Origin of the sequence: Nocardia coubleae NBRC 108252, from assembly GCF_001612805.1 — a bacterium.
Classification (GTDB): Bacteria; Actinomycetota; Actinomycetes; order Mycobacteriales; family Mycobacteriaceae; genus Nocardia; species Nocardia coubleae.
This window is the reverse complement of record NZ_BDBD01000034.1, coordinates 1-16,600: the sequence shown is the minus strand read 5'-3', so window position 1 is coordinate 16,600 and position 16,600 is coordinate 1. Positions and strand designations below refer to the sequence as shown.

The 16,600-nt window shown below is 68.1% G+C and carries 13 protein-coding genes and 3 pseudogenes; 6 read left to right on the top strand and 10 right to left on the bottom strand.

Annotation, left to right across the window (positions count from 1 at the left end; translation table 11 throughout):
* Window positions 1-182, bottom strand: a pseudogene (locus NCO8_RS30050) (NAD(P)-dependent oxidoreductase); the annotation flags it as partial.
* A gap of 303 nt (window positions 183-485) precedes the next feature.
* Window positions 486-623, bottom strand: a pseudogene (locus tag NCO8_RS30045) (DoxX family protein); the annotation flags it as partial.
* Between the two features lie 38 nt (window positions 624-661).
* On the opposite strand from NCO8_RS30045, the pseudogene NCO8_RS31995 reads away from it, so the two are divergent.
* Window positions 662-1,234, top strand: a pseudogene (locus NCO8_RS31995) (ImmA/IrrE family metallo-endopeptidase); the annotation flags it as partial.
* Window positions 1,235-2,403: 1,169 nt separating this feature from the next.
* Here NCO8_RS31995 and NCO8_RS30035 read toward each other — a convergent pair.
* A complete protein-coding gene (locus tag NCO8_RS30035; protein WP_167353354.1) occupies window positions 2,404-3,258 on the bottom strand; it encodes a YncE family protein in 855 nt (284 codons plus the stop codon).
* 329 nt (window positions 3,259-3,587) lie between these two features.
* Entirely contained in the window at window positions 3,588-4,457 is an 870-nt protein-coding gene (locus tag NCO8_RS30030; RefSeq protein WP_067645125.1) for an alpha/beta fold hydrolase, read from the bottom strand.
* A 54-nt stretch (window positions 4,458-4,511) separates the two neighbouring features.
* Between NCO8_RS30030 and NCO8_RS30025 the strand changes: the two genes are divergently transcribed.
* The gene (locus NCO8_RS30025) at window positions 4,512-6,473 is read left to right on the top strand and encodes an AfsR/SARP family transcriptional regulator (protein ID WP_067645121.1); all 1,962 of its coding nucleotides are present in this window, start codon (window positions 4,512-4,514) and stop codon (window positions 6,471-6,473) included.
* A 122-nt stretch (window positions 6,474-6,595) separates the two neighbouring features.
* Here NCO8_RS30025 and NCO8_RS30020 read toward each other — a convergent pair whose 3' ends face one another.
* Window positions 6,596-6,955 carry a hypothetical protein gene (locus NCO8_RS30020; protein ID WP_067645118.1) on the bottom strand — a complete coding sequence of 120 codons (360 nt, stop codon included), beginning with the start codon at window positions 6,953-6,955 and terminating at the stop codon, window positions 6,596-6,598.
* A gap of 142 nt (window positions 6,956-7,097) precedes the next feature.
* On the opposite strand from NCO8_RS30020, the gene NCO8_RS30015 reads away from it, so the two are divergent.
* A complete protein-coding gene (locus tag NCO8_RS30015) occupies window positions 7,098-7,946 on the top strand; it encodes an SDR family NAD(P)-dependent oxidoreductase (protein WP_067645115.1) in 849 nt (282 codons plus the stop codon).
* An 8-nt stretch (window positions 7,947-7,954) separates the two neighbouring features.
* Here NCO8_RS30015 and NCO8_RS30010 read toward each other — a convergent pair whose 3' ends face one another.
* The 3 genes from NCO8_RS30010 to NCO8_RS30000 all read right to left on the bottom strand — a co-directional run bounded on the left by NCO8_RS30010 (window position 7,955) and on the right by NCO8_RS30000 (window position 9,869).
* Window positions 7,955-8,431, bottom strand: a complete 477-nt coding sequence (locus NCO8_RS30010; protein ID WP_067645111.1) for a GtrA family protein — start codon at window positions 8,429-8,431, stop codon at window positions 7,955-7,957.
* A gap of 134 nt (window positions 8,432-8,565) precedes the next feature.
* Window positions 8,566-9,285, bottom strand: coding sequence for a hypothetical protein (locus NCO8_RS30005; protein WP_067645108.1), 720 nt, complete (start codon window positions 9,283-9,285; stop codon window positions 8,566-8,568).
* A complete protein-coding gene (locus tag NCO8_RS30000) occupies window positions 9,273-9,869 on the bottom strand; it encodes a TetR family transcriptional regulator (RefSeq protein ID WP_084457599.1) in 597 nt (198 codons plus the stop codon). The genes NCO8_RS30005 and NCO8_RS30000 overlap by 13 nt, the downstream gene beginning before the upstream one ends.
* Before the next feature lie 163 nt (window positions 9,870-10,032).
* Here NCO8_RS30000 and NCO8_RS29995 point away from each other — a divergent pair, with 163 nt between their 5' ends.
* Both NCO8_RS29995 and NCO8_RS29990 read left to right on the top strand, forming a co-directional pair.
* Window positions 10,033-10,977, top strand: coding sequence for an ATP-binding cassette domain-containing protein (locus NCO8_RS29995; protein ID WP_067645102.1), 945 nt, complete (start codon window positions 10,033-10,035; stop codon window positions 10,975-10,977).
* A complete protein-coding gene (locus tag NCO8_RS29990) occupies window positions 10,974-11,750 on the top strand; it encodes an ABC transporter permease (protein WP_067645099.1) in 777 nt (258 codons plus the stop codon). Before NCO8_RS29995 ends, NCO8_RS29990 begins: the two co-directional genes overlap by 4 nt.
* On the opposite strand, the gene NCO8_RS29985 is transcribed toward NCO8_RS29990, so the two are convergent.
* Window positions 11,734-14,868, bottom strand: a complete 3,135-nt coding sequence (locus NCO8_RS29985) for a BTAD domain-containing putative transcriptional regulator (protein WP_067645134.1) — start codon at window positions 14,866-14,868, stop codon at window positions 11,734-11,736. The genes NCO8_RS29990 and NCO8_RS29985 overlap by 17 nt on opposite strands.
* Window positions 14,869-15,027: 159 nt before the next feature.
* On the opposite strand from NCO8_RS29985, the gene NCO8_RS29980 reads away from it, so the two are divergent.
* Entirely contained in the window at window positions 15,028-15,657 is a 630-nt protein-coding gene (locus NCO8_RS29980) for a DUF4097 family beta strand repeat-containing protein (protein WP_067645096.1), read from the top strand.
* Window positions 15,658-15,714: 57 nt separating this feature from the next.
* Here the strand turns inward: NCO8_RS29980 and NCO8_RS29975 are convergent.
* A partial coding sequence (locus NCO8_RS29975) for an MFS transporter (RefSeq protein ID WP_157105172.1) occupies window positions 15,715-16,600 on the bottom strand: 886 nt, incomplete at its 5' end.

The window sequence follows — 16,600 nt, the reverse complement described above, 5'->3', positions numbered from 1 at the left end:
AGGGAATCCAGCCCCGAGGACATGATCTGGTTCGACATGCCGGTGATCTCCTCGTAAGCGCGGGGCATGAACGTGCGCGGCATGAACTCGATCAACCGGGTGATCAAGGTCGGGGACCCCTGCGGGTCCAGTACCGCAGGAGTGGCGTGGCCGACGAAGCGGCCCACACCGTGACGCTTCATCGCCGCCAGGATGTGGCTGGTGCCCTCGATCAGCGGGGTCCCGGTTGGCTTTGCGGTCCATGCTCGGGCCCAACGCGCTGATCACTGCATCGGCACAACATACTGCGTCGTCGATCGCGGCGGCATTGGAAACCTCGCCGACCACGACTTTCACTTGCTCACCCCAGCGAGAGGGGATCTTGGCGGGTTGTGGGCGTAAGCGGTCACGGTGTGCCCGGCCGCGAGCAGCCGGTCCACCATCAGTGAACCGGTGGCCCGAAAACGGTGACATTCATACGAGTCCTCCTTCGGGAATCGGGGTGGTCAGGAGGCGTAGGGGCCGAAACGTCCCCAAGTGACGAACACCGCGGCTGCCAGCAGGGCCAGGTTGAACACGATCGCGGCGGGCTCCTTCCAGCGCGCGTGGGCCACCATTGCCAGCGTCATGATCACCGCGAGGCCGACCGCGGCGCTGAGACGTCGATGCCTTCAGCTTCTACCGTCGCAATGCTCCGTTCGTTTTCCTCGACACCACCGCCGAGCGGTTACGGTTCGATGCAGCTCACGAGCTCGGGCACCTGTGTATTCACTGCGCTCATGCTGTGCCGCACGGGCGCGAGGCAGAAGCTGCGGCGAATCAGTTCGCTAGCGCGCTGCTCATGCCTCGCAATGATGTTCTAGCGGTGGGTCTGCGAAACCCGAGCGTGGCGCAGGTCATCCGTGCGAAGGCTCGATGGAACGTGTCCGCGACAGCGCTGGCGAACCGGCTGCATGCGCTGGGTTTGATGACTGACTGGACATATCGCGCAGCGTTGGTGGAGTTGAGCAAGCGTGGATTCCGCTCCGCGGAGCCAGGCTCGGCGCTTGTCCATGAATCGTCACAGGTGCTGGGTAAAGTGCTCGCCGGGCTGCGTGGGCAAGGGATGACGGTGCGCGACATTGCCAAGGAGTTCGGTCTCACTCCCCAAGGGGTGACCGAGTACCTGTTCGGACTGACGATGACCCAGCACGAGGGAAACGGGTCGCGGACGGTCGTGGATGGATTGCCTCGCCCGCGCCTCACTGTCGTGTGAGTTTACGGGTCTGCTGGGTGCAGCGCCTGTGAACATTGCGCTGCAGGGTGTGCGCACGGCAGAATTTCTCGGACTTCTCGGCGTGCGCACGGGTCGAGTGCGGGTGCGCACGGTCAGTTGCACTGTGCGCACGGCTGAACGAGCGTGCGCACAGTGTTGATCTTGGGGGGCTAGCGTTCGCATGCGCCCTGATCGGGGGAGCACAGGATCAGCTGTGGTGGGGCGGGTGAATCCGATCGCGCGAGAGATGGCTGTTGTCCCAGCTCTCGATGTCGTCGGGCGGGCGTCGGTCACCTCGCGTTGCGTGCTCTGAAGGCGCCTGCCGCGCAGGCGTGGCCTGGCGGGATCGGGGGGTCGGCGCCACGGCGTTAGCGTCGATCGGTCTGCGATCGTGGCTCACGTGATCTTGGCCCTGCTCGCCGGAGTAAGAGCTTTCGTCTCTCGATCTGCTCCCCGTGCAGAGGACGATCGTCGAGAGCCGTTCATGCCGTGTAGATGGCTCCTGCATGTGAGCCATTCGGGGATCTGCTCGATGATCATGCCACCTCAGCTCGACTTCTCTGGCTTGTCCGCACGGCGTCTTTCGAGAAGGTCGTGAGTGCGGTGCTCGTGGGTGTGTGACGCGCGATCGCTCGGTGCTTGTGCCTGCCGGCGATGCGGCGATGCGGCGAGATGCACGGCTCGGCCAGAAGGTGGTGTGTGATCATCACGTGTGGATCGGATCGGGTCGGGCGGGGCCGTGCCGATCGCTCGTATGGCTTGGCGCACTCTCAGGCGGCCTCGATCGGGGTGCGCGATCGTCGATCTCGGCGCAGGGCGAGTGGCTCTCCAACGCGGTGGCAGGGGGCGGGGATCCCACTATGTCACCACTAATTCGGCTGGACACGCCGTTGTCGAGCGTTGTCCAGCGTTGTCGATAGTTGTCGTATCGGAGCGCATTTCCCCAGGTAGGCGTGCTGATTTGGTAGTCAATAGTTGTCCAGAGTGGGCCACGGTTGTCTGTGCCGCGCGCTCCGAGAAGGTCAGGGGTTCGATTCCCCTTAGCTCCACAGTTCGAGTCAGGCCGGGTTCCGAAGAAATTCTTCGGAACCCGGCCTGACTCGTTTCCCCACTACGTCACCCGTTGGTTGAAGTGAACGAAACTTGGATGCTCGCCCTGCCGAGGTCGATCACCGATGGGCGATTATTTCGATCCGGCCGATGTCCTCGTTGGTCACGTAGAGATGATGGGTGGCGGGATCCACTGCAGCTCCCCAAGTGGACGAACCGTATTCGGTGGACGGGGTGATGCCGGAGAGGCGTGCGGCGGTGAGCGTGCGGGTACGTGTATCGATCATCGACACAGTGCTGTGTGCCATACCGGTGAGGTAGACGGTGTGCTCGGCGGGATCGATGACGGCCGCGTAGCCGGTCACCCGATCGCCCAGCGAGACGCTTCCCGCTGGCGTGCGGCTCGCGGTATCGAACAGCGAGACCGAGTGCCCATTGAAATGGGTCACGTAGGCGGTGTGCGTTGGGTGGTCGATGGCGATGTGCACGGGATCCTTCCCGACAGCGAAATTGGTGCTGACGGTGTAGGTCGTCGGGTCGATGACGGAGACGTTGCCCTCGTTGACGACCCACAGGTGGTGTGTGTTCGGATCGACCGCCAGGCCGGTGGGATAGCCGTCGACCGCAATCGTGGCGCGGACAGTTCGAGTGATGGTGTCGATCGCGGTGACGGTTCGGGAGAGGCGATTGGCGACGTAGAGGGTGCTGCGGTCCGGATCCACTACGACTGCGAAGGGGTCACCCTCGAAGTCGATTGTCGTGGTGACAGTGTCGGTATCGGGACTGATAACCACCACCTGGCCTGCCGAGTTACCGCAGACAAGGTAGACGAGGTGGGTGACCGGGTCCACCGCGATCGACTGGGGCCCGTGCGGATACACCTTGCCCACCGGTATTCGGGCGGCGACGTCCCGCGTGCGGGTGTCGATCACGGAGACTGTCTGCTGATCGGTGGAGTCTGCGTAATGGGCCACGTATGCCCTGTGTGTTCCGGGATCTATCGCAACGCTGCGTGGGTTTTCGCCCACAGCTACCGTCGCCTCCACTCGGTACGGGCCGGGACCGATACTCGAACCGCCGATGGTGGCCGGATCGGTGGTCGTAGGTGCGGCAACGGAGGTTGTCGATGGCTGGGTGGCTGGCCTCGGTGCGCTGCACCCGGAGAGGGAAATCCCCACCGCTACCGCCAGACCGAGTACAGCCACGAGCCTTGTCTTCGAGAGCATTTGCCGAAACCTATCAGCGAACGCGCTAACCAGCCGACCGTGATGTGGAACTCCGGGACAGCCGCGGACCGAGGTTGTCAGCGGGTGAGTAGGGTGCGGATTTCTGTGGCGACCAGGGCTGGATCCTGTTCGGCCATGAAGTGGCCTGCTTCGACTGTGCGGTGGCGGAGGTCAGGGGCCCATGCCTGCCAGAGGGTGGTGGCGTCGTAGCCGAGCGCGGCACCCCAGTCCTGTTGCAGCACGGTGACCGGCATGGTGAGGGTGTTGCCCGCTGCTCGGTCGGCGCGATCGTGGTCGACGTCGACGGTGGCCGAGGCGCGGTAGTCGGCGACGATGGACGGGACCGCTGCCCGGCTCGCGGCCAGGTAGGCGTCGCGGACCTCTGCCGGGAGGGCCTGGGGATCGAGGGTCCAGGCGTCGAGGAAATGGCCGAAGAAGTCGTCGGCCGCGGCCGTGATCATCCGTTCCGGCAGACCCGGCGGCTGTGCCATCAGATAGAGGTGGAAGCCGACAGCACCGGCGGTCCCGTGCAGCGCATCCCACATGTCGAGGGTGGGCAGCACGTCCAAGCAGGCGAGGTGGGTGATGACCTCCGGGTGATCCAGCCCGGCCCGGAAGGCCACCAGCGCGCCGCGATCGTGTCCGACCAGCGCGAAGCGATCGTGGCCGAGCGCCCGGGCCAGTGCCACGATGTCGGCGGCCATGACGCGCTTGCTGTAGGTGTCGCCGTCGTCGAGCGGCTTGTCGCTCGCGCCGTAACCGCGCAGGTCGGGGCAGATGACGGTGTGTTCGGTCGCGAGGTCGGCGGCGACGTGCCGCCACATCAGACGGGTCTGTGGAAAACCGTGCAGCAGCACGATCGGGCTGCCCGATCCGCCGACGGCCGCCGAGAGCCGCACCCCGTCGGCTACCTCGACGATGTGGGTCTCGAAGTGGGGGAAAGTCATGGTTGCTCCATTCGTTCGGTCCGGTCCAGAGTGCGTGCCGCGAATGAGCAACCGATGAGCGTCGGTACGGTACGTCGGGTGGAGATCGGTGTGTTCGGGGCGGTGCGGGCGCTCGACGAGGCCGGTGCGCCGGTCGCGCTCGGTGGGCCGCGCCAGCGTGCCGTACTGGCCAGACTGGTCGCCGCCCACCGCCGGGTGGTGCCGGTCGACGTGCTGGTGGCAGACCTGTGGGACGAACCACCCCGCGACCCCGTCGGCACGGTGCGTACCTTCGTCGCCGCGTTGCGCCGGGGCCTCGAGCCCGAGCGTGCCCCACGCACCCCGGCACGGGTGCTGGTCACCGAAGGGCCCGGCTACGCGCTACGCCTGCCCGACGACGCGGTGGACGTGTGGCGCTTCGCCCACACGGTCGAAGCGCTCGGTGACGCGCCGCCTGCCCGGGTGGTGACCGGACTGAGCGAAGCGCTGAGCTGGTGGCGCGGACCCGCTTTCGCCGAAGCCGGCGACGCGCCGTGGGCGCTGGCGCCGCGCAGCCGGCTCACCGAACTGCGCACGCTCGCGGTCGAGCGGCTGGCCGCGGCGCGGATCGAACTCGGTGACACGGCCGCCGCCGTAGCCGACCTGGACGCACACGTCGTCGAACACCCGTGGCGGGAAGACGCCTGGCACCTGCTGGCGCTCGCGTTGTATCGAGCCGGTCGGCAGGCCGACGCCCTCACGGTGTTGCGGCGCGCGCGGGCGATGCTGCGCGATCACCTCGGTCTCGAACCCGGTCCTCGCCTGGCTCGGCTGGAACAAGACGTTTTGCGCCAAGCCGGCTACCTGGATCGCAGCGGTGACGCGGCCCGGTTGTGGGCGCAGGCGACCGCCGCCTACGACAGCACCGTCTCCGACCGTGTTCGGCTCGAATCCACGGTCGGTTTGATGCGCGACCTGGCCGTCACCGGCGGTGCGGGACTCGATGCGGCACAGCGGCATCGGGCCGCGGCCGTCACCGCCGCCGAGCAACTCGGCGACCCGATCCTGACCGCACGCGTGATCGGCGCCTACGACGTCCCCGCCGTGTGGCCCCGCTCCGACGACCCGGCCCGGGCCCGGTCGCTGGTCCGCAGCGCCGAACGCGCGCTCGCCGCGATACCGGACGGGCCCGCCGCGCTGCGCTGCCGACTGCTGGCGACGATCGCGGTGGAGTCCCGCGGCGTCGACGCCGGACCGCGCGCCGAACGCGCCGCCAGCGAAGCCGAGCGTTCGGCGCGCGAAATGGGTGATGCGCCGTTGTTGGCCTATGCCCTGAACGGTGTCTACATGCAGAGCTTCGCCCGCACCGGTCTGGCCGCCGAACGGGCGGTGCTCGGAGAGCGCCTCGTGGCCCTCGGCGAGGAGCACGGCTTGGTACGGACCGCCGTCCTCGGTCACCTGATAAACCTGCAATCCGCTTGTGCCGCAACGGATCTCACGCTGGCCGACGCTCACGCGCGAGCGGCCGACGAGCTGTCGGCCCGGCACGACCTGCCGCTGGTCGGTATCTTCACCACCTGGTATCGGGCCCTGCGAATAGCGGTCACCAAGCCTTTCGACCAGGCACGGTCCGCATACCAGCGCGCCGCCGAACTTCTGCCGGGGTCCGGGATGCCGGGGCTGGCCGACGGACTGCTGCCCTTGGCCCTGCTCGGTCTGCACCTGCAACACCACCGCCCGTTCCGGCCCGAGCCGGGCGCGGAGTGGGGACCGGCGGAGCCGTGGATCCGTCCGCTGCTCCTGGCCGAAGCCGGCGACCTCGCGGCCGCGCGCCTCGCCCTGCGCGGCCTGCCCGATCCACCGAGAGATCCGCACGCCGAAGCACTGTGGTGCGTCCTCGGCCGCGCCGCGCTGCTGGTCGGTGACCAGGACACCATCGCCCGCGCCCACACCGCCCTGCTACCCGCGGCCGCCGAATCCGCGGGCGCGGCAGGCGGATTGTTCACGGCCGGCCCCGTCGCCGATCACCTCGCGGAACTGTCGGCGGCCCGGAACTGACGGCCTCGCGCAACCCCGCGATGGCGCTTGCCTCGCGAAAGTGCGCCCCTTCAGTTCGGTAAATCGCAGCAGTTCGGCGGTGGCGTCGAGGATGTGGTCCGAGTCGCAACCCGCGGTGCCGTTCAGAGCAGGCTCGCGACGAGGCGGTGGCTGCGCTCGGTCATCGCCTCCGCGGAGTGCTGTGGGTGCTGTAGCCACCAATCGACCAGAGCCGCTACCACTCCGGTCCATACCGCGACCAGGGCGGAACTGTCATCGGGGTCCGTCAGTCCTCGGTGTGCGAGGAACGCCGAGACGCCCTGCTCGGCCTGGGCGGCGATCCGGGCGCGGGCCGCTCGGGCCGCTTCCGCGGCGGGTCCGCTGTCGGGGTGGGAGCGGTCGAAGACGACTTTCCAGTCGTGGGGGCGTGGCTCGAGGGCGGTGAAGATCGCGGCCAGTGTTCGCTCCGCCATCGCGAGGGTCGGTGTGGTGTCGATCGCCACGTCGATCGCATCGCCGAGGACGGTTCCGGCCCGCTGGACGCACGCCGTGTACAGACCACAAGTAACTTACCATTTGGTCAATTCGCTGGAGAGTCGCTGCGAGGCAGTCGGCCCCACTCACCTCCGAACCAGGGCAGGCGCAATGAACAATCCCGTGACGAAGGTTCTTCTCAATCCCGCACCTTCCGCCAAATCCGTGCTGGGTGCGGCTCTTTCGGGGCCGGTCGACCTCAGCGGGAAGGTCGTCGTGCTGACCGGGGCGTCATCGGGGATCGGTGAGACCACCGCGCATCTGCTGGCGAGCCACGGTGCCCATATCGTCGCCGTCGCCCGCGATCGGGAGCGGCTCGATCAGGTCTGCGCCGACATCGCCGCCGCGGGCGGGAGCGCGCACGCGGTGCCGTGCGATATGACGGACGCCGATCAGGTCGGCGCACTGGCCACGACGGTGCTCGACCTGTTCGGGGTACCGGACATCATCATCAACAACGCGGGACGCTCGATCCGGCGCACGGCGCTCGACGCCGCCGAACGGGCGCACGACTACGAACGGACCATGGCGGTCAACTACTTCGGGCCCGTCCGGCTGACGCTGGCGATGCTTCCCGCGCTGCGCCTGGTGAACCGCGGCCACATCATCAACATCGGTACCTGGGGAACCACCGCCGGGGTGATGCCGAAATTCAGCGCCTACCACGCTTCCAAAGCCGCCCTCGCCGCCTTCGGCCGCAGTGTCGGCGCGGAATGCCACGGCACCGGTATCAAGGTGACCACCATCGGCTTCCCGCTCGTGCGCACTCCGATGATCAGTCCCACCGCCGAGTACGACAGCCAAGCGGCCCTCACCCCCGACCAGGCCGCGCAGTGGGTGCTCACCGCCGTCCGGGATCAGCCGGTGGAGCTGTACCCCGTCTACGCCGGAGTGCTCCGACTGATGTCGGCCCTTTCCCCACGCCTCACCGACGCTGTCGTCCGAGCCGCCGGTATCTGAGCCGGGGATCAGAAGACCAGGTAGCGGAGGCTCAGGAAGCGGGCCAGGCCGACGGTGGCCATGATCGCCAGCATGGCGCCGGCCTGGGTGAGGTCGCCGAGGGTGGGGGCGAAAGTCTCGAGGGCGGCCAAGGCGGCTGTGGTGATGCCCAGGCCGATCAGTGCGAGGCCGCCGCCCTGATATTGGGCCGTGAACCAAGGGACAGCCGTGGTGCGGAAGGTGAGGCGGCGGTGTAGTTCGTTGGCTATCACCGTGCTCACCACGGAGCCCGCGACGTTGGCGCCGAGCGGGCCGAGGCCGGTGCAGGCCATGAACAGCAGCACGTACGCGATGTTGCTGACGCCACCGACCACCGCGAAGCGCAGCAGCTGGGCCACGGCGTGATCGCCCAACGCGAACCGGCGACCCCAGACGTACAGACGGGACCAGTCCGGCGCGGGGACGACGAGCGGACCGAAGACGGGGGCGATGGCGATGCTGTTCACGAGAGGAACCGTCGCTCGGAACGCTGACGCGGACCTGACGCCGCACTGACAGACACCACACACGGCGTGACGCCGAGGTGTGTGTCGATGGGGGTGTCAGTTCATCGCCTCGCCCGGCCTGATTCTCTGTCGGCTCAGCGGAGGAACGCGAAGGAATTCGTCTCGATCAGAACGACACTGACGACCATGCCCCACACGGGCGCGAAGATCCACAGGCTGTTCGTTCCACCGATGAAGATCACGAGATTACGCCGGGTGTGCCCGACGTATTCCTTGTTGAAGAAGTAGGCGGCGTAGTAGACGAGCGTGCCGTAGAACATCATCCAGAATACGAGCAGGCCCATGATCCCCAAGGCGCGCGCGGGCATGATGTCGAAGGTGAGACCGTAGATGAACAGCAGCGATGGGATCAGGGTCACGTAGCCATTACCCGAATCCACCCAGAATCCGAACGATTTCCGATTGGCGTAGGCGGGGTCGAACAGCGAGTACGACGACCACACCTGCGCCCAGGTGCTGGGGTGCACGATCTCCCGGACACGGATGCGGGCGGTCAGGAAGTCGACGACCCGATCGAGTTCGCGGCCCCGGTATTCGGCGACGTACTCCTCGTGCTGGCGCTCGATCAAGGCGATGCGCAGGTTCATCGAGATCTCCCACAGGGCGATCATCACGTTGACCCAGGTGAAGGCCACCAGGACCACCTGCCCGATATCGAGACCGAAGCGCTCGATATGCAGGCCGATGGGTACTGCGGCGCCGACCACGACGAACACCGTCACGACCATCCAGACGCGCAGGATGCCTGGGCTCCGCTCGGAGCGTGCCGCGGTGGGCTCGGTTACTTCCAGCATTGTGTCCTGGTTCCTTCGAGAGCTTGTTCGGTGAGTTGATGCAGGGTGGGATCGGCCGGATCGTCGTGTTCGAGCCAACGGCGGAAGGCGAACTCGGCCGCCGCGAGCACCGTGTGAACGAGCAGGCCGGGCCGGATGTCGTCGTCGGGTCGCGCGCCCATTCGCTCGCCGAGCAACTCGGTCAGCCGCGTGCGTTCGGACGGACCGACCACCGCGACCCGGTCGAGTACCTGCGGTGCTGCCCTGATCGCGGCGCGCCAGTGGCGCAGCGCTTCCTCATCGGCGACGAACGCCCGGCTCCACTGGAGACTCGACTGGCACAGCGCCTCCTCGGGTGATTCGTCGCGCGGGCGGGCCCGAAGGTTCTCGACGATGGCCCCGCCCGCCCGCCGAAGGGTTCCCAGCAGCAGATCTTCTTTGCTCGTCACATAGCGGAAATAGGTGCTGTGCCCGATGCCTGCGGCTGCCGCGATGTCCTCGGTGGTCACCGCCTCGAAGCCGCGCTCGGCGAACAACCGCAATGCCGTTCGCTGAATGTCCTGGCGGATCAGCGCCTTCTGTCGATCTCGTAAAGATTCGGCCATGACCGTCCCTGGGATAGTCTCTCTTGATGTGAGAGAGGCTCTCACTTCTGTGAGAATAAGACATCGATCGATGCGTGTGAAGGGGAACCGACCGATTCGGTGTCAGGGGAGGTGTCAGGTCGCCGTCAGTCCGGTGTCAGCCTGCCCGGCGACTGTTGTCGGCATGAACAGCACAGCAATCGCCGCCTCCGGGCTGCGGAAGTCCTACGGGGACAAGAAGGTTCTCGACGGCATCGACATCACCGTCGAAGCGGGCAGCATCTTCTCCCTGCTCGGGCCGAACGGCGCGGGCAAGACCACCACCGTCAATGTGCTCACCACGCTGCTTCAGGTCGATGCGGGCACGGCGCGGGTGGCGGGCCACGACCTGATGGCGGAGACCAAGGCGGTCCGTAAGGCCATCGGCGTCACCGGGCAGTTCGCCGCCGTCGACGACCTGCTCACCGGTGCGGAGAACCTGCGGCTGATGGCCGACCTGCACCGCCTGCGCGGTGCCGCCGGCAAACGGGTGATCGCCGACCTGCTCGAGCGTTTCGACCTGGTCGAGTCGGCGAACAAGCAGGCGGGCAGCTACTCCGGCGGTATGCGCCGCAAGCTCGATCTGGCGATGACACTGGTGACCAAGCCGCGGATCATCTTCCTCGACGAACCGACCACCGGCCTCGACCCCCGCAGCCGCCGCACCATGTGGGACATGGTGCGCGAACTGACCGACGAGGGCGTGACCATCTTCCTCACCACCCAGTACCTCGAGGAAGCCGATCAGCTGGCCGACAAGATCGCGGTGCTCGACCAGGGCCGCATCGTCGCCGAAGGCACCGCGAGCGAACTCAAGCGCCGAATTCCCGGCAGCCACATCAAGTTCCGCTTCAGCGGCGCCGCCGAACTCGCGGCCGCCGCCCGTGCCCTGGCCGACTCCGTTCCCGACGAGGACTCGCTCACCCTGAGTGTCCCCGGCGACGGCGGAACGAAAAACCTTCGCGCCCTGATGGATCAGCTCACCGCTCACGACCTCGAGGCCGACGAGGTCTCCATCCACACCCCCGATCTCGACGATGTTTTCCTCGCCCTCACCGGGCGCGCAACCCAGGAGGCCGAAGCCCGATGAGCACCACCACGTCCAACCCGCTGGCCGGCGCACTGTTCGATTCGTCGGTCATGTTGCGGCGCAACTTCACCCACATCACCCGCAGTCCGGTGACCATCTTCAACGCTGCGCTGATGCCGGTGATGATGATGCTGATCTTCGTCTACGTCTTCGGTGACGCCTTCGATGTCGGCGAGAACTACATCGACTACGCGGTGCCGGGCATGCTCATGCTCGCCATCAGCTACGGCCTGTCCGGCACGGCGGTGTCGGTGAGCTCGGACATGACCAAGGGCGTCATCAACCGGTTCAAGGTGATGGATGTGTCGCGCGGTGCCGTGCTCACCGGGCATGTCGCGGCGAGCATCGTCACCAATGTGATCGCCCTGACGGCCGTGCTCGGCGTCGGTTTCGCGCTCGGTTTCCGGTCACCGGCGAGCGCGGTGCAGTGGCTCGGCGCGCTCGGTGTGCTGCTGGCGACCGCCTTCGCCGCCGCCTGGCTCACCGTCGCCCTCGGCATGGCCGCCAAGACCCCGGAGGCCGCGGGCATGTCGGTGGTTCCGCTGCTCATGCTGCCCTTCCTGAGCAGCGCGATCGTGCCCGCCGAGAAGATGGGCCCCGGTGTGCGGCAGTTCGCCGAGTACCAGCCCTTCACCCCGATCATCGAATCGGTGCGCGGTTTCCTGGCCGGTACGCCGTCGGGCGGCCACACCGTCGCCGCCTTCGCCTGGTGTGCGGGCTTCGCGGTGATCGGCTATGTGTGGTCGCGCTCGACTTTCAGCAAGCGAGTGTGAGCTCGACCAGTTCGGTGACATCCGACTCCGACCCACGAGCCACCGCCTCGGCGAAGTCCGCTTCGCCGAGGCTTCGGCGTGTCTGCTCCTCGATGCGGGCCGCGTCGGGCAGCGACAGGTCGGGCACGCCGCGGGTGACGGTGGCGGCACCGAGCAGGCGGGCGGCCTGCTCCGGTTGTTCGGCGCGCAAGGCCAGATCCGCGATCCCGACGAGGATCTGGGCCAGCAGCGCCGCGTGACCGGCGCTCGATGCGGCCTGGAAGGCCGCGCGGTGGCTGGTCCGTGCCTCGTCGAGATCGGCGGCGAGATAGCCGCGCAGATCGTGGGCCATGGCGCTCACGATCGGTTGTCCGGCCTCGTCACCGAGCAGTTTCTGCGCCAGTTCCATCTGCTGTTGCGCGAGCACGGGTTCACCGCTCCACCTGGCCAATTCGGCGCGGACGAGCGCGACCTCGGCCAGCGAGGTCGGCCAGCCGGTGCGGTCCGCGCACTCCTGCGCGTGCGCCAGCGCCGCCTCACTCGCCTCGGTATCGTCGAGCAGCCAGTACAGCTGGGCCTGGCGTGCGCGCATCCGCACCACGGCCTCGAGCGTGCCGACCTCGGTGACCACCGCGATCGCCTCGTCGAAAAGCGCGCAGGCGGCAACGAATTCGCCGCGCATGGCCGTGCGGTTGGCCAGCTCGGTCAGCGCGAACGACATCCCCCAGCGCTCGCCGATGACGCGGAATTCCGCGAGCGCCTGCTCGAGCAGTTCGTCGGCCGCGCGGCCCGGATGACCGAGCACGGTGCGCAGCTTGCCCAGTTGCAGCCGCGCCAGTGCGCGCACCCACGGATCGTCGTCGGCGAGCAGCGATTCGAATGCAGGCAGATAGTGCTCGGGACCGGCCAGGATGCGCTCGAGCGCACCGGTGAACCGCAGCGCGGGATGTCCGCCCCGGCTGTCGCGGCCGTACCGGTTGGCCTTGCGGATCCACTCACCGACCTCGTGTTCGCCACCGCGGCCACCGCTGAGGAAGTGCACGACCAGGGCGTACACCGTTGCCCGTGTTTCGTCGTCCACGTCGCCGGACAGTTCGGCGGCGGCAAGGACGAACTCGGTGCCCTCGCCCTTGTACCCGGCCAGCCACCAGTACCAGCCCGCCGCGGCGGCCAGGCGCATCGCGGCATCGGCGTCGTCGGCGGCGAGGGCCGTGCGCATGGCGACCGCGAGGTTGTCGTGGTCGGCCTCGAGTACGGCGAGCCAGTCGAGTTGCTCGGCACGGCGCAGGTGCGGTTCGGCGGTGGCCGCCAGGGTGATGAAGTGCGAGATGTGCGCTCGGCGTGCGGATTCGGCGTCGCCCGCCTCGTCGAGGCGTTCGGCGGCGTACTGCTTGATGGTCTCGAGCATGCGGTAGCGCGGCTGTGGATTCTCGGACACCGTGAGCAGCGACTTCTCGGTCAGCGAGGTGAGGTGTTCGAGCACCTCCCAGTCCTGCACCATCGCACCGTCGGCGCAGACTTGTTCGGCCGCTTCGAGACTCGCACCACCGGAGAACACCGCGAGCCTGCGCAGCACGGTCTTCTCCGCGTCCGACAGCAGTTCCCAGCTCCAGTCGACCACCGCGCGCAGGGTGCGGTGCTGGGCGATCGCGGTGCGGCTGCCGCCGGTGAGCAGGCGGAACCGGTCGTCGAGGCGGTGGGCGAGCTGCTCGAGCGACATGGTGCGCAACCTCGCCGCCGCCAGCTCGATCGCGAGGGGGATACCGTCCAGGGCGCGGCACACCCGGGCCATCGTCGCCAAAGCCGTTGCGTCCGAACCGAGGTCGCCGCGCACCGCGCCCGCACGGTCGCGCAGCAGGACGACGGCGGGGGAGGACTCGATCGCCTGCGGGTCGGCGTTCTCCCTCGGCACCGTGAGCGGCGTGACCTGCCACAGCGCCTCGCCGGTGATGCCGAGCGGTTCCCGGCTCGTCGCCAGGATGCGCAGACCCGTGCACTCGCCGAGGATCCGGTGGGCGAAGGTGGCGGCGGCCTCGATCACGTGCTCGCAGTTGTCGAGGATCAGCAGGGTTTCCCGGTCGCCGATGGCGGCGACGAGCCGGTCCATCGGTTCGGCGTCCGGGGTGTCGCCGATCAGGGCGTCGCGCCTGCCGAGTGCCGCGAAGGCCAGCTGAGCGAGGTCGCCGCTCGCGTCGGTGGCGGCGAGTTCCACCAGCCACGCGCCCTCGGGGAGGTCGTCGAGCATGGTGCGGGCGGTTTCCACCGCCAGCCGGGTCTTGCCCGAGCCGCCGGGGCCGGTGATCGTCGTGAGCCGGTGTGTCGCGAGGAGTTCGCGCACCACGGCGATGTCGCCGTGCTTGCCGATATAGCTGGTGAGTTCGGCGCGCAGGTTCGTCGAGCGCTGCGCGGGCCGGGCGCCGACCTCGCCGCGCAGCAGCGCGACGTGCAGCTGCGACAGCTCCGGTGACGGGTCGACGCCGAGTTCGTCGGCCAGCGCCTCGCGGGTGCGCTGGAACACCACAAGCGCCTCGGCCCCGCGACCCGCCGCGCCGAGCGCGCGCATCAACGCGGCCACCAGCCGCTCCTGAACCGGATGCCGCGCAACGACTTCGGTGAGCTCGGCGACGACCTCCGGGCCACGACCCAGCCGCACCTCGGCCTCGTACCGGTCCTCCATCGCGGCCAGGCGCAGCCCCTGGAAACGGGTGACCACCGGGTCGAACGGGGCACTGTCGGCGACATCTTGCAGCGGCTCGCCGCGCCAGAGTTCCAGTGCCTCGCGCAGCAGTTCGGCCTGACGCAGGTCGTCGGTGCCGCGCGCTTCGTCGAGCAGCCGTTCGAAGCGCACCGCGTCGACGGCGCCGGGCTCGACGGCGAGACGGTACCCGCCCGCCTGCACCTCGAGTGAACCGTCGGGCAGCAGTCTGCGCAGCCGGGAAACCAGCGCCTGCAAGGCATTCGCGGCGTCGGCCGGAGGTTGTTCGTCCCAGATCAGGTCGACCAGGCGGGTCTTGGGGATGGCGCGGCCCGGTTCCAGCGCGAGGGCGATGAGCAATGCCCGCAGTCGGGCGCCGGGTATCGCTATCGATCCACCGTCTGCTGTCCGGACCTCCAGCGGCCCGAGCATTCCGATCTGCACGTCGCCCATTGTGCACCGGGTGACCGGGCGATGCCCAGCACAGCTGGTCGCCTGTCCGGATATGGTGTCCCCGGGTGCGTCAGGGCGGTGTCAGCCTCGTGTCAGCGCCGGTCGCGACAGTATGGTCATCAACCGAACGGATCCACCGAGGAGCACCCGATGTACACCTTCGCCACCACCGCACCGGTCACCGTCAGCGTCGATGTCCTGTCGGCAGGCGTCACCGTCATCGCCTCCGACCGCACCGACGCCGTGGTCACCGTCGCGCCGTCCGATCCGGGTAAGAAGGGCGACGTGCGCGTCGCCGAACAGACCGAGGTGAGCTTCGCCGACGGCAAGCTCACGGTGGTGACGCCCAAGAGCTGGCGCACCCACAGCCCGTTCGGTGGTAACCCGTCGATCGAGCTGACCATCGAGGTGCCGACCGGCTCACACCTCACCGGAACGGCCGGGGTGGGGCAGCTGCGCGGCAACGGTGCGCTCGGCGCCTGCGACCTGACGATCTCCCTCGGCGACATCGTCCTCGAACGCCCCGCGGGTCCGGTCACCGCCAAGGTCGCCAAGGGCGACATCCGCATCGGTGAGGTGACCAGCGGCGAGATCCGGGTGGAGACCTCCATGGGCGAACTGGAGGTGGGCATCCGCCCCGGCACCGCCGTGGAACTCGAGACCGAGGCGACCGTCGGCGCGGTGCGCAACACGATCGTGCCGGTCGCCCCGAACGGTGCGTCGGTGCGCCTGCACGCGCGGAACACCGTCGGCGACATCATCATCCGTCCCGCGGCCTGACCGGCCGGAACGACAAAGCCCCCGTCCACGAGGAACGGGGGCTTCGCGGGGGTCAGGTCAGTTCTTGACCAGCTCCGGGGTTTCCTCCTCGGCGTCCTGCACCGCCGGGGCGGCGTGCGGGTCGGCCGCCGCGCGAGCGGGCAGCAGCACCGCCATCGCGATGACGATCAGCGCGAGGACGGCGGAGACACCGAAGGCCAGGCGCATACCGTCCAGGCCGGCCGTCGCCGGGTCGGTGCCCGCGTCGATGAGCGAGGTACTGCGCGCCGACATCACGGTGACCACCAGCGCGGTACCGAAGGCCGCGGCCACCTGCTGCAGGGTGCCGAGCATCGAGCTGCCGTGCGAGTACAGGTTCATCGGCAGGGCGCCGAGGCCGAGGGTGAACACCGGGGTGAACGTGGCCGCCAGCGACACCATCATCAGGATGTGCAGGCCGAGCAGCTGCCAGTAGGGCATATCCGTCGAGATCTGGGTGAAGCCGGCCAGCGAGACGGTGATGCCGATCGAGCCGGGGATCACCAGCACGCGCCCACCGAACTTGTCGAACAGCTTGCCGACGGTCGGACCGAGCAGACCCATCGCCAGACCACCCGGCATCACCAGCAGACCGGTTTCCAACGGGCTCAGGTGCCGCAGGTTCTGCAGGTACAGCGGCAGCAGGATCATCGAACCCATCATCGCCAGGAACGCGACCGACATCAGCACGAGTGCCTTGGTGTAGGTGCCTGCCAGCAGCACGCGCAGGTCGAGCAGCGGGGTGCCGGTGCGCTGCAACCGGATCTGACGCAGCGCGAACGCGCCGATCATGGCCAGGCCGACGGCGACGATCACGATCGCGGTCGTGTAGTCGTCACCGTGGAACTTGCTCAGCCCGTACACCAGCCCACCGAAACCGAGCGCCGCCAGCGCGACACTGAGCAGGTCGATGGCTCCGGCCTCC

What these genes read in the sequence shown, in the direction of transcription:
- NCO8_RS30030 (WP_067645125.1), bottom strand. Translation starts at nt 4,457, where the DNA reads ATGACTTTCCCCCACTTCGAGACCCACATCGTCGAGGTAGCCGACGGG.
- NCO8_RS30025 (WP_067645121.1), top strand. Translation starts at nt 4,512, where the DNA reads ATGAGCGTCGGTACGGTACGTCGGGTGGAGATCGGTGTGTTCGGGGCG.
- NCO8_RS30015 (WP_067645115.1), top strand. Translation starts at nt 7,098, where the DNA reads ATGAACAATCCCGTGACGAAGGTTCTTCTCAATCCCGCACCTTCCGCC.
- NCO8_RS30005 (WP_067645108.1), bottom strand. Translation starts at nt 9,285, where the DNA reads ATGCTGGAAGTAACCGAGCCCACCGCGGCACGCTCCGAGCGGAGCCCA.
- NCO8_RS30000 (WP_084457599.1), bottom strand. Translation starts at nt 9,869, where the DNA reads ATGGCCGAATCTTTACGAGATCGACAGAAGGCGCTGATCCGCCAGGAC.
- NCO8_RS29995 (WP_067645102.1), top strand. Translation starts at nt 10,033, where the DNA reads ATGAACAGCACAGCAATCGCCGCCTCCGGGCTGCGGAAGTCCTACGGG.
- NCO8_RS29990 (WP_067645099.1), top strand. Translation starts at nt 10,974, where the DNA reads ATGAGCACCACCACGTCCAACCCGCTGGCCGGCGCACTGTTCGATTCG.
- NCO8_RS29980 (WP_067645096.1), top strand. Translation starts at nt 15,028, where the DNA reads ATGTACACCTTCGCCACCACCGCACCGGTCACCGTCAGCGTCGATGTC.